We start from the raw sequence: 13,719 nt of genomic DNA, 5'->3' as shown, positions 1-13,719 counted from the left end.
GGTATTGCCAATACGGTGTACATGGTATTCATGATACCCTCTACACCCTATCATAACTTCATGCCTATCCGCGAATTACTTCTTGCCTGTCTTTGGATTAGTGCATAAGGAGCTTTGAGATAGTTTGTTCGCATCGTGCGAATAAGAACGCCTTTTGTGCGGAATCACACATGCGAGGCGGAGCGAACAGAAACATAAACTACTATATAACAAGACCATATAAGAATGGCACATCTTTTGTATCTTTATTCCCGGGGGATGTTATATCATCGTCCTCTAAAATTTAAATAATAACCGGCTCGGCTGCCAACAAACAGATGTATCATGTTATCACACTATATCAAAGTTTCCTTCCAGGAACTCCTGAAATACCGGACACAATCCGTTGTCAGCATCATTGGGCTGGCAATCGGATTCACTGCTTTCATATTAGGAGGTTATTGGCTGTGGTGGGAAACACATTTCGATAATTTCCACCCGGAAGCCGACCGGCTCTACTGCCTGACGACGGAAGGACTTGTCAAACGGGCCAATGGAACAAACTCGGATCTGGACCAACTGCACGTCGACGACCGGAAGGAGTTGTTTCAGTTGCTTCCCGAAATCGAAGCATCCTGTTCCTTCAATCATCTCAGCTTCACACTCAAACAAAAGGATGAGACAATCTCTTTGCACGGCATGGAAAGCGACCATTCTTTCTTCGATCTTTTTTGGGCGGACTTCATAGCAGGGACTTACAAAGGTAAAGCACCTGATGGCAGTAACGTCATACTGACGGAACGGACTGCCCACCAGCTATTCGGGACAACAGATTGCGTGGGGAAAGAAGTGGCGCTGGACGAAGACCTCCGTCCCGTTGTCGCAGGCGTCATCCGGAACTATCCGGATAATACCGACCTGCTGTTCGACTTCCTGTTGATCAGATCGCCAAGACCCAATCACGTAAAACGGATGACGACCTACGTACGCCTCCAAAAAAATGCAAGCATCACACAGGTACACACCAAACTGGCGCGTTACAAAAGCCGCGCCGACAAGAAATGGAAAATACATCTGTTGACCGCTCCGGAAGTCCATCTCCGTTGCCATCCCGAACTGACGGATCGCATCCGGAACATTCACATCCTGGCATTGGCTGGCGCAATGGCTTTCCTGAGCGCCCTTATCAACCTGCTGGTCCTCTTCATCGGACAGCAGCAACGGAAACAGCAGAAGAACCACACATACCTTTGTGTCGGAGCCTCAACAAAAAGCATGATGCTAAAGGGATGCACGGAGTTGGTACTGCCGTTGCTGATCGCTTTCCTAATTGCTTTCTGCCTGATCGAGAGTATTTACCCTTACTACGAAAGTTATACGACCTGGAACCGGTACGGCATCTACGAAGATGTCAGCCGCCATCTTTCGCGCGTCTCGCTTTTCGGTAATATGATATCAATAGCAGGCACCAGCATATTGGCATTCCTTCTTGTTTGCTATTATCCGATACGGAGTCTATTGGAACACAAGATACAAAAGCCCGTACTCTTTAAACGGAGCTTGATTGTCGTACAGATATTTATCGGTTCACTCTTTTTCATCACCTCTTTAGGATTATTCCGGCAGTTACATTTCATCCTGTCGAAAGATAAGGGAATCGACTACAGCCAAGTCATCCAGGTAGATTTGGGATTCAGCACTGCCTACCAGACAGACCTGAGCGTCCTAAAGCCGGAAATGGCGAATCATCCGTACGTGAAAGGAGTTACATTTACCTGTGGAAACGCTCCGGTCTTTACGGAGCAGGGAGACTGGTACGGCTCTTTTTATACCCACTTCTGTTTTGACCCGGCCGAACCGGACCCGAACCGCAGTGATCCGGTACTCGTTGCCGACAAAGACTTCTTTTCTTTCTTCGGTTTACAACTGCAATCCGGGAGTTGGCTTACCGATGCAAATGCTTATGGTTTTCTGGTGAATGAAACTTGTTTGCAGACGTTAGGATATGCCGACCTGTTTGAACGTTCGGTCTACAATCCGGAAAACAAGCAGGCAAGTCCGCTCAAAGTCTGCGGCGTCATACACGATTATATGTATGCACCCATGCAGTATCCGGTATTACCTCTGTTCTTCACGACTTTCGACAATCCAATGGTAAAAGGGTTTGAACCGGCTTATCTGTTCTATGTCCGTTATGCGCCGGGACATAAGAAAGAGGTCTTGGAACATCTCCGCGAAGTGACCTCGCACATTCAGAATGACAATATCAACCGCAATAAAATGTTTATGGAACTGTCCGACTTGGTAGATACGTTCAACCGACCGGAGAAAGTGATCTTTACCATTTTCAGCATTCTCTCACTGGTCTGCATCCTGATCTCAACCTTCGGCATTTATTCGTTGGTCAGCCTTTCCACCGAACAGCGGAGGAAAGAGATTGCAATCCGCAAGGTAAACGGGGCAACCTTCTATCACATCCTGCAACTGTTCTTCCGGGAATATTTCCTGCTGGTTACGCTGGGAAATGCTTTTGCCCTCCCGGTCGGTTACCTGTTGGCTAAACGATGGCTGGAAACATATGCCAACCACACGACTCTGCCGGCATGGCTGTTCCTCCTGGTCTTTGTTATCACCAGCGGAATCGTCCTTCTCTCCATCTTCCAACAAGTTAAAAGGGCCGCCGCAACCAATCCGGCAGAAGTAATTAAAACTGAATAAAAACAAATAACATAACATCATGTTAAAGCACTACTTAAAAATAGCCATACGGCAAATACTCAAAAACAAAGTCCAATACTTGCTTTCCATCATTGGAATCGCTATCGGGTTGCTCTGTTTCAGTATGACCTCCTATTACATCAGGAGATACAACAATCAGTTCACAGCCTGGGAAAATAGTGACAGGATAGCCAACATTTATATCAAGTCGACAAAGAACAGTTATGAACAACCTTACATACCGGGCAAGGAGCTACAAGCATTGATCAGTAATCCTGTAACCGGAATAGAAAAGATTGCCTACTCATACGGCTTTACAAAGGCTAATATTACCCTTTGTAAAGCCGGACAAAAAGAGGTTCCGTTCCAGTGTAGTTTTCTGAACATCACTGCAGACTTTCCTGCGATCTTCAGCATGAGAACTCCGGAAGGACAGACACCGATATTAAAACCGGGAGAGGTATGGATAAGCGAATCATCTGCAAAGAAAATGTTCGGCGATGAAACGCCTCTTGGTAAAACACTCTATTTCAGCCAGGCAGACAACGATACATCCGCAATCCGATACTCCACGATCAGCGCAGTCATCCGGGATTTACCGGATGGAGTACAGGAAAAGAAAGACCTCTACTTCCTGGAAACCTCCGCAATAAACCCGGAAAGGAGATATGAGAACCCGGTTGTCTTGCTGGACAAAGACGTTTCAAGTGCAGAGATAAACCAACGGTTGCAAAAACAAATACCGGCTTTCGGAAACGAAAACGACAATTACCTTGCAGTACGAACCTTAAAAGAGGAAATGCACAAACCGGACAATCTCAGCGCAACACTTCTTATTCCGGTGATCGGAGCTTTGATACTGGTTGCAGCCATGATCAATTTCCTCAAGTTCTGTATCCAATCGTTCTATAACCGGACACGTGAACTCAGCCTACGGAAATGCTTGGGGTCCGATTCGACAGGACTGTTCTGTCTGCTTTTTAGTGAAATCGCTATTCTCTTTATTCTATCGGCTTTAGTAAGCCTTGCTTTGATCGAATGGGTCATTCCCGTTTATTATCAATATCTGGCAAGCCAAGAACTGATCGACGAGGATGTATTTATCCACACACCTACCCTGATTTGGCAGGAGATGGAATACTTATGCATTCTACTTATCATCTGCCTGCTGATTGCTACCTGGGCTATTTTCCGTATCAGGCGGCTTTCGCTGACAGAAGGGATAAAAGGGACCAGACAACAGAAGCATGGCGTACGCAACTTTATGCTGGGCGTGCAACTATTCATTTGTTTCCTCTTTGTTGCCGGTGCAATCGGGCTTGGGAGTATCCATAACCTTGTAGACGAGAAAAGAAATAACACGCTGACCGAAGAAGAATGCACCCGTATCTGGAAAATAGAACTTTGGGAACCGCAATTGCAAGGCCATGAAGAAGAAATAGTTTCCCACATCCATGCACTTGCGGGTGTAAAAGATATTTTATCGGAGAATATAGGAGGCTACCCGGATTACATAACGAAAAAGGAAGAGGCCGTACACGGCATACAGCACGTCGTCAGCAGTAATTACCCGGACTTTATGAATCTGAAGATAGAAGGAAGAATGCCACAAGCGCCCAATGAAATAGCCGTTTCACGCTCACTGATCTGGGAACTGGAAAAAGACGGAGAGAATAATCCTTCATCCGTACAACTGGGAGACAAGACTTACCAGATCACAGGCATATACGAACAAATGCCATTCGAACCGCTCTACACTAAAGAACAGATCGTAAAGGCCAACCAATATCACCGCTTCACATTCCTGTCTGTACCTGACAAGCCGAACTACAGCACCGTCTACGTCAAATGTGTACCCGGCCAGGAACAAAACGTCCGGAAAGAGATACTCCGTATTGTTCACAACCGCCTGCCGGAATCCATTCCTTTCGAATTGACGACCAAGCAGGAAGAACGTTTCCGGTATAACGGAGGCTCGGAACTGATGAGCGATATGTTCACTTTGCTCTCTATCATCAGTTTAATCATAACGATCCTGGGCATCTATTCCGCCATTACGCTCGATACGCACAGCCGCCAAAAGGAAGTTGCCATCCGGAAAATCAATGGGGCAGGTCCCCGCGTAATAGCACTCTTATTCGGGAAGTTGTACATCCGCCTGTTGATTATTGCGGCTATTCCTTCTTTAGCGATTGTCTATTTATTCCTACATGCATTAACCGACTCCGAGGCAGTCATTTCTCCGGGATGGCTGAATAATCCTCTTATATGGTTAGAGATTATCTTTCTGACAACAACAATCGTATGCGTAACCGTCGCCTATCGCATCTGGCTGATTTCACGATTGAATCCGGCAGAAACAATCAAAACTGAGTAAAGATTATTGCTAAACAGGAAGTAGAAAAACGTATCATCGGGGATAAACACAAGGATGAGGCCGGCTATACGGATCAGTTTAAACCTGGAAATAATGAATCAATAACGGATAAATGCAAACCTGATGAATTTACAATAACCCCTATTTCAGCCATTTTTCTATTTCATCCGAAATCTTGATCGATTTTGGATTGACTCTTTTCACGGTTTTAACCGGCTCGGCTGACAACAGCTGAAATGAGGTGCCGGGCCCATTCCGAAAAGCGTACAATTTGATTATCGAAAACCGGAAACACTGTCAAAGTGATAAACCTTAACTCCCGGAGAATCGATTATTTGCGAACGAAGGCGGACGGCGCTCCAAATATCCCAAGGAAATTTTGGAGGCTTGTTGCCGTGAGGTGCGCAGAAAACTGCTTTGAAGTAACGCTTCATCGCTTTGAAGGTTGACTTTGTGCTATATGAAGTCCGACTTCAGAGCAACAAAGTTCCAGATCAGGGCAATAAAGTCCCTTTTCATGGCGATAAGGTGCCGGATCAGAGGAAAAAGCCCCTTTTTGACGGCTGAAAAGCGGATTAACATTTGTTTGCTTTCGGTCATCTTTCGAGGCTGTAAAATGCGTTTTATACAATAAGCCCCTCTGCCGTAGGCTCTCTTTTGCCGTTTCGTTTCAACGAACGATTTTAGAGTTTAGAGGCAAAGCCTCTTCCTCTGTGGACTTGAGATATGAGTCCCTTTAATAGGATTACTTGTAGATATTTGAAAGGGGGTTATTGTAAGTTTTCAATTTGCAGAAAGTCTAAATATAAGAAAAAGTGAACCTGTAAATGATAATTTATTGCTTCAGTTCTGGCAAATAATGAGTTTATTTATCCCAAATGATTATCGAGTGAGTTTCTTTCAGGATACATTATCGAGTTGACAAACAAAGAGATGTACCCCTTGCGGTCGAAAATTTCGACCGCAAATATATCCTCCAAAGTACGCGTTAATGCAAAAGCCTTTACCGAAAAAGGCCTCTACATGCTCGCCACCATTCTGAAAAGCCCCAAAGCGGTAGAGGAAACGGACGGCGACTTCACCGAAAGCGAATCGACCGTCGAGCTGAACCTTGCGATCCTGAAGGTAAAAAGAACAGTAAAAAAGAGAACCAAAGACTAATTTAGTCAACACATCCCAAAAACAATTAACATTTTAAATTGATAAGACTAATTACACTAATTATAGAATAAAGTAACACTAACTTAATTTACTTTCGTTGCAAATTTATAGGTTTCATGCGCAAACAGCTACTTATAGTGATGTTGATTTGTCTGAAGGGAGCTGATTATCTCTCGGCACAACAATGGACAAAAAAGGATTCAGTCTGGCTTCAGAACGTTTTATCCGGCAAGGAAAAGCTGGAACTGAATCCTGAGACGATGAAAGCGATCCAATCTGGTTCGTTTATCAACTTGGACGAGCCGGCGTCGAACATGAAGCTGTCTCCCGTAACCCCGTTGCCGATCATCAAAGATTTTTCCGAATATATACAGACAGACTCTACCCGGCGCAAAATAGCATTGAAAGATTTACCGCCTTCCGTCTTTTGGCTATACGGACCGAAACCGGGGCAAATAATACCGGTTTATGAGAATATGCTGAAAGCCTGGAAGAATGATCCTGCGAACCATTCCTACAATACGGGATTCGCGACTTTAGACATAGCGGAACTAACCAGCCGGAAATCATATATACATAGACGTAACGCGAAACGCGACGGGACATGGAAGAACTACAACAACCTGCCAACGCCCGATATCATCAAGAAAAAGAAGAAATTTGCAGAAGACAATCCGCAGATAGCCGGACAAGACACGCTTCTTCTGCACAAAGACTCGTTACAGATGAAAGATACAACACGCGTGATAACTCCGGTTCCGGTCGACTAAGCACCCCGAATAATCACTTTCCACAAAAAAAGTCGTACTCCTTTGCAACAATTCCGTGTTATTTAACGTCTTATAAGTATGTAAGAAACATTAATCGGAGAATCAGTATGACAAAGATACAACTATTAGCCACCTTGTTGGCATTCATCATAATCGCTTTGCTGGGTGCTTGCAGCAGCGAGGACTATTCGGAACCGGATGTGTTCAAGGTTACACCTGACCTCCGTGACCGTATCAACGCCGGAGTAAAGATGGCATCACGCACGGAAAAAAGCCTCTTCAATGAGAAGTTCACCGCCTTCTTCAACAAATGCGATGAAATGGGCACAGAGAACACGCCCTACCAATACATGGAAACGGAAGAGTACGCAGACCTGAAAAACCAGATACTGACATCCTCTCCCGCCACCTGTTATCTATTAATGGACCGCTACCTGAAACGGAAGCCGCATTTCTTCTCTTTTATTCTGAACGACCTGATCGAAACTGCCTATCCCGATACGGCCGACGAGATTGCCAACCGGATGAAGGCCTCGACAACCGTACAGGAGACAATGGAACTCTATCCGCAGGTTTGTCTGGAAATCTGGCTCGACACGATCGAGAACCGCTAACTTATTCCCACGCCGGCGGTTCCTGGTTCAAGAGGTTCTTGACAAAGAAATCGTGCATCTTATGCATCTCGAACGGGCCGCCCAAGCTGTGCGTCTTGCCCGGCAGATAGAGCTGTTCGAAGTTCTTGCCGGCTTTCATCAGGGCGCTGACCACCTGAAGAGTGGAAGCCGGGTCCACGTTGTCGTCCAGCTCGCCATTGATCAGGAGCAGCTTGCCTTTCAACAGGTAAGCATTGTCCACATTCGAAGAGGCACTGTATGAAGCATCGATCGGATAACCCATCCACTGCTCGTTCCACCAAATCTTATCCATCCGGTTATCATGGCAACCGCAAAGGGCAACCGCCACTTTATAGAAGTCGTTATGGAACAGCAAAGCCGCCATCGCATTTTGTCCGCCGGCCGACCAGCCGTAGATGCCGACACGTTCCAAATCCATATACTTATACTTCGCCCCTGCCGCCTTCATCCAGGCAATACGGTCCGGGAAACCTGCATCCTTCAGATTCTTCCAACATACATCGTGGAAAGCCTTCGAACGGTTAGACGTACCCATCCCGTCAATGGAGACAACGATGAAACCGAGTTCCACCAGCTTGGATATCAGATGATGAGCCGGTTTAAAGTCCTTGTCGACATGCGAGTCGTGCGGACCTGCATAAATCATCTCCACAACCGGATACGAACGGGAAGCATCGAAGTTCATCGGGCGATAGATATTTCCCCAAATGTCCGTCTTGCCGTCACGTCCTTTTGCCGAGAATACTTCCGGTATCTGCCAGCCTTTCGCCTGCAAGCCGCTGACATCGCATTTCTGAAGTTCAGCAACCGGAGAGGCATCAGCCGTCCGTTTCAACAGGCTTACCGGAGGCAGGTCGGGACGTGAATAGACATCGGTAAAATAGTTCCGGTCGGCAGAGAATGTCACATGGTGATTCCCGTCTTCAGGCGTCATATCCGTAAAGCCTGTCCCGTCCAGATTGATACGGCAGTAATGCAGGTTGTACGGATCTTCCCCTTTGTTGAAACCGGAGGCGGTGAAGTAGACTACGCGGCCGGCCTCATCCACATGATCGACCTGCCGGACAACCCATTCGCCTTTTGTCACCTGTCGTTTGACCTGTCCGTTCGTGCCGTCGATAAGATAAAGATGACGCCATCCGTCGCGCTCGGATATCCAAAGCAGTTCCTTCCCGTCATTCAGGTCGTAGCGATAGTTATTGTAATAGTAGATAAATGTCTTCGTCTGCTCGTCCACCAAATGGCGGATAGAGCCGTCAGCCGCACTCACTTCGCCGATGACATAGCGTTGATGTCCGCGCTGGTTGAACTCGAACGTAAACGCACGGCTGTCTTCACGCCAGCCGGTCAGGTTCAGATAGAACTGGTTTTCGTAGGGAGCGACATCCAACGCAACCTGTTTGCGCGCTTCCACATCAAAGAGAACAGGCAGGTAAACAGGCAATACATCTCCCGGCTTGGCGTAATCGCGCCATTGCAGGATCGGCTGTTTCTGGCTGGACGGACTGGATTCGATCAGCGGTATGCGGCGTTCCTTCACGTCGCGCACCTTCACCGTTGCTAACTTACGCGAGTCGGGCGACCAGATGATAGCCCCGCCATCATAGCGCAGGTTCGTCGTCCCGTCCATCGTCAAGGCGATCTCCTCCTTCTGTTTCCCTTTATCTTTCTCATCCTGAACGGGCGAGAGATAAAGGTTATTATCCTTCACATAAGCCTCCCACTTCTTATCCGGCGAGACAACAGGCTCCGGTGCCTCATCACGGCGACGCCAACGGTCCGGCTTCCGCTCTTCTTCTTTCAAGAGAGATTCCGCCAGTTGTTTTTGCTTTTTAGAGAAGAATGCCGCCAGTCCTTTCTTATCGGCTGCACGCTGCTTCTTCCCGTTCTCGGCATTGACAAGGTAGAAGAAGTCTCCCTCCTTCTCGTGATTCTTATACCAGAAATAGTGTGAACTGTCTATCCATTCAGGATGAACGGCAGGAGAATAGACAAGTTCGGAGCATTTCAGAATCGTGTCGGCACGCTGGTAATCGGCACGCGTGACCTGCGCAGACGCGTTCCCCGCCCCGAAAGCCATACCCAACAGACACAAAAGATAACATAAAGCCTTAGTTCTCATAACGATCGATTTACAAGTTACACCCCAGTTCATAACGATTAATTATTAATTATTAATTTCCCAACCACCAGTCAATCATCTTACGCGCCAAACTCAGCTTGCGCGGTATCTCCGGCAGATTGTCTTTCGAGAAGAAAGAACCGGAGCTCAGTTCCTCGTCCTGAAGCCGAATCTCCCCACCTGCATAATCGGCAATAAAACCAATCATCAGATTACTCGGATACGGCCAAGGTTGATTGCCGAAATAAGTGATATTCCGGATCGACAGCCCCGTTTCTTCGCGCACTTCGCGCTCCACACATTGTTCCAACGTCTCGCCTGTTTCCAGGAAACCGGCGACAAGCCCGTGAAACGTCCCCCGGAAGTTCCGTGCATGCACCAGCAGAATCTCTTCCCCTTTCCTTATCAAAACAAGGATTGCGGGCGACACCGCCGGAAACATCTCATTCCCGCATGCGGGGCACTTCTTCATGATCGGCCCTTCCTGCACAGTCGGCGTACCGCACACCGGGCAGAAACGGCTATGCTTATCCCAATAGACAATCTCGTAAGCCTTTCCCGCCTGGTCATATAAAGATCGGTCGATATAGTCGTAAGAAGCCCGGAGTCCCATCGGCAGGAAAGCGTCCGTTTCCTCCAACGGCGCATCGGTAAAAGCAACCATCGCCTCTGTCCCGTCCTGCATTTCTATGGGAAGTGAACGATCGACTGCGACAGGCGCTTTATCGGTAAAAGGGATTGTATAGCCTTCGGCTTTCTTTTGCAATAAGAGTTGGTCGTTATAGAAGACATACCAATATCGGGATGCGTTATTTGTCGTTTCCATATATCTATTTCTTTTGATTTCGCAAACATACGGAAAAATTACAACTATCGTTACATTTCCGGTGTAAATAGACCTTTTATCCGAAACATAAGGAAGAACTAAGTCAAACATCCCTGCCCATTAGTCCGTTTCATTGCATTCATTAGTTGTCCGCCGGGCGCCGAACGATCGTTCGCTTGGTGGCGGACGATCGTTCACTGGGCGGCGGACGATCGTTCGGCGGCAAGCGGACGACTAATAGAACGCTTAGAACGGGCTAATGGGCAGGCAAGAAAAGGTTAAGCCATACCGAGATGTAAGCTAAAGTGTGCTTATCCGCACGGCGGCAGTTCGGATACGCACAATACAGGATGTCTCATCAATCGACAACTTTCTATATACAAGACATTTATAGATATGGCACGACTTTTGCCATAGATCTTGTAAACAAATTTAGCACACCATGATTAAAACTGTTGCATTAGAAAAGATCTTCCGCACGGAAGAGGTGGAGACGTTAGCGCTGAACCAGGTTAACATAGAAGTAAAAGAAGGGGAGTTTGTGGCCATAATGGGGCCTTCCGGTTGCGGTAAATCTACGCTGCTGAACATCTTAGGATTGCTGGACAACCCGACGTCCGGGGAATATTTCCTGAACGGGATCGAGGTTTCCCGATACACGGAAGCTCAACGTACAAAGCTGCGTAAAGGAATCATCGGCTTCGTCTTCCAGAGTTTTAACCTGATAGACGAGTTGAATGTTTACGAGAACATCGAGCTGCCTTTGCTCTATATGGGTGTTTCGGCCGGCGAACGGAAGAAGAAAGTACAGGAAGCGATGGAACGGATGGCAATCGCCCACCGCGAAAAACACTTCCCGCAGCAACTTTCCGGCGGTCAGCAACAGCGTGTCGCAATCGCCCGCGCCGTAGTTGCGAATCCGAAGTTGATCCTCGCCGATGAACCGACCGGTAACCTGGACAGTAAAAACGGACAGGAAGTAATGAACCTCCTCAACGAGCTGAATAAGGAAGGAACAACGATCGTCATGGTTACGCACAGCCAGCACGACGCCGGCTTTGCTTCCCGCATCATCAACCTGTTCGACGGACAGGTGGTGACAGAGACGGTTATTTAAGCTTTTAAACTCGTATATTACCGGCATCAATCGTAAATCGAATTACTTATGAAACAGATTCTATCTCTACTTTTATTACTCCTCTGCTGTACAGGATTGCAGGCACAGGAACGCGTAGTTGAACAGCCCGCTTTTGACGCATGGAGCTCGACAACGCTGGAAATAGACAAAATAGCCTTGAGCGACACGGCTACAGTCTTTTATATCGACGCTTACTTCCATCCGAAATACTGGATACGGGTTGCCAAAGAAACCTACCTGCAAGCCGACGGCAAGCAATATCCGATCAGGAACGGTGTCGGCATCGAACTTAGTGCGGAACACTGGATGCCGGAATCGGGGACAAGTTCGTTCCAACTGGTCTTTCCTCCTCTGCCAAAGGGAACGAAGACGGTCGATTTTATTGAAGGCAATGATGAAGGCGCCTTCAAAATCTGGAACATACACCTGGACGGCTCGCCTGCCAGTTCACCTTTAGCGGGGAAAAAGAACCCGAAGGAAACTCCCGTACTGGAAAAGCCGGAGTTCAAAATCGGGACAGCCGTGCTGAACGGGCATATCGCAGGCTATAAACCGGAAATGGAACTGAAAGGACGTGCGTGGGCGTTCAATATGCTGACAGGCGGTACGGACGAATATAACATCGCTGTGCAACCGGACGGTAATTTCAAACTGGAAGTTCCGCTGTACCATCCGACGAACCTGAATATTGTCGGCGACTTTATGAACGGGCAGATATATCTGAAACCGGGAGAGACGACAACGGTTGAAGTCAACTTCCCTGAACTATGCCGGGCGAAGTCGAAGAAACAACAGGACAAACCGTCTTTAGGTGAGAAATATTACTTTACAGGAGCCTTTGCCGCCCTCAACAACGAGGCTTGCAATTCGTCCCTCAGTTTTGTATCGGTCAGTCCCAGAACGCAGGACGAATACATGCAAATGTTTGTCGACATCAGCGCCATGAACGCAGATCAGTTCAAGGCATACTGGATGGACCGCTACCAAAAGGAGAAAGCGACATTGGACAGCCACACGGAATTGAGCGACGCTTACCGCACGCTTCTGCTAAACAGTCTGAATAAAGACTTGGCGGAACAGTTGTTCGGTATCACCAATATGACGGAATATGCTTACCGGACGGTCAACAAGATCCCGCGCGACTCGGTTATGACGGATTATAAGAAAGTGGTGCCAACGATAGAATATTACAACTTCATACCGGAGTTCATATGCAACAATCCGTTCATGTTGTATGACGGCACTTCTATTTATCTGATCTCGTATATCCAATATGCGAACTTCACGGGAGAAGAAAGGACAGTTAAGGGCGAAGTCCCGGACAATACGGCCGACCTGGTCAAAGTCATGGGAACAGACAAAGGAACGCTCTTCGACCTGCTTGCCGCACAACGGCTGGCCAAGCCGATAAAAGAGTTCCAGCCGCTAAGCGACGAAGAGATTGCTGAGGCCGGTAAAATATCTCCGGTCTTCCGGGAAGCTTTCGCACAGATGAATAACAAGGTCAAACAGCTTATCGAGGAGAATAAAAAGAAATCCGGCTACACCGTCAACCGTGTGAATATCGCCGAGATCCCGGCAGAAGAGTTGTTCAATGCCATCACGACACCTTATCGCGGAAAGGTGGTATTCGTTGACTTCTGGGCAACTTGGTGCGGTCCGTGCAAAGCTGCGATGAAACAATCCGAGCCGGTGAAAAAAGACTTCGTTGGCAAAGATGTCGTATTCCTTTACCTGGCCGGCGAGAACTCTCCGAAAGGGACTTGGGAGCAAATGATCCCGGACATCAAGGGCGAACATTACCGAATGACAGATGCCCAATGGACATACATCTGTAACAAATTCGGTGTCCAGGGTGTTCCTTCTTATATGGTCATCGCCAAAGACGGCACACCGAAGCATTTCCAAGTCGGTTTCATGGGAGCCGAGAAGATGAAAGAGATGATCACGGAAGAGCTGGAGAAATAGGATAGTTACTATGTATAAGATGCTG

General features: G+C 47.4%; 8 protein-coding genes and 1 pseudogene. 7 read left to right on the top strand and 2 right to left on the bottom strand.

The window, feature by feature from the left end; all coding sequences use genetic code 11:
* Positions 1-324: 324 nt before the first annotated feature.
* The 5 genes and pseudogenes from DWW90_RS15720 to DWW90_RS15700 all read left to right on the top strand — a co-directional run bounded on the left by DWW90_RS15720 (position 325) and on the right by DWW90_RS15700 (position 7,619).
* Positions 325-2,697, top strand: coding sequence for an FtsX-like permease family protein (locus DWW90_RS15720; protein ID WP_122345646.1), 2,373 nt, complete (start codon positions 325-327; stop codon positions 2,695-2,697).
* A 19-nt stretch (positions 2,698-2,716) separates the two neighbouring features.
* Positions 2,717-5,074, top strand: coding sequence for an ABC transporter permease (locus DWW90_RS15715; RefSeq protein ID WP_122345645.1), 2,358 nt, complete (start codon positions 2,717-2,719; stop codon positions 5,072-5,074).
* A 903-nt stretch (positions 5,075-5,977) separates the two neighbouring features.
* Positions 5,978-6,235 (top strand): annotated as a pseudogene (locus DWW90_RS15710) (ORF6N domain-containing protein); the annotation flags it as partial.
* 116 nt (positions 6,236-6,351) lie between these two features.
* Positions 6,352-7,005, top strand: coding sequence for a DUF4858 domain-containing protein (locus tag DWW90_RS15705; protein WP_122345643.1), 654 nt, complete (start codon positions 6,352-6,354; stop codon positions 7,003-7,005).
* A gap of 107 nt (positions 7,006-7,112) precedes the next feature.
* The gene (locus DWW90_RS15700) at positions 7,113-7,619 is read left to right on the top strand and encodes a hypothetical protein (RefSeq protein WP_122345642.1); all 507 of its coding nucleotides are present in this window, start codon (positions 7,113-7,115) and stop codon (positions 7,617-7,619) included.
* 1 nt (position 7,620) lies between these two features.
* Here the strand turns inward: DWW90_RS15700 and DWW90_RS15695 are convergent, their stop codons facing one another.
* On the bottom strand, positions 7,621-9,720 hold the full coding sequence (locus DWW90_RS15695; protein WP_122345641.1) for a S9 family peptidase: 2,100 nt from the start codon (positions 9,718-9,720) through the stop codon (positions 7,621-7,623).
* Positions 9,721-9,814: 94 nt separating this feature from the next.
* Positions 9,815-10,588, bottom strand: a complete 774-nt coding sequence (nudC, locus tag DWW90_RS15690) for an NAD(+) diphosphatase (protein WP_122332734.1) — start codon at positions 10,586-10,588, stop codon at positions 9,815-9,817.
* Positions 10,589-11,030: 442 nt separating this feature from the next.
* Between nudC and DWW90_RS15685 the strand changes: the two genes are divergently transcribed.
* Complete coding sequence (locus DWW90_RS15685; RefSeq protein WP_115500299.1) at positions 11,031-11,705, top strand: ABC transporter ATP-binding protein; 675 nt, start codon at positions 11,031-11,033, stop codon at positions 11,703-11,705.
* Positions 11,706-11,753: 48 nt separating this feature from the next.
* A complete protein-coding gene (locus DWW90_RS15680) occupies positions 11,754-13,694 on the top strand; it encodes a TlpA disulfide reductase family protein (protein WP_122345640.1) in 1,941 nt (646 codons plus the stop codon).
* The last annotated feature ends 25 nt before the right edge of the window (positions 13,695-13,719 follow it).

Origin of the sequence: Parabacteroides sp. AF17-28 (assembly GCF_003479205.1) — a bacterium.
Taxonomy (GTDB): Bacteria; Bacteroidota; Bacteroidia; order Bacteroidales; family Tannerellaceae; genus Parabacteroides; species Parabacteroides acidifaciens.
The sequence above is the reverse complement of the archived record's forward strand: the minus strand, read 5'-3'. Positions and strand labels throughout refer to the sequence as shown.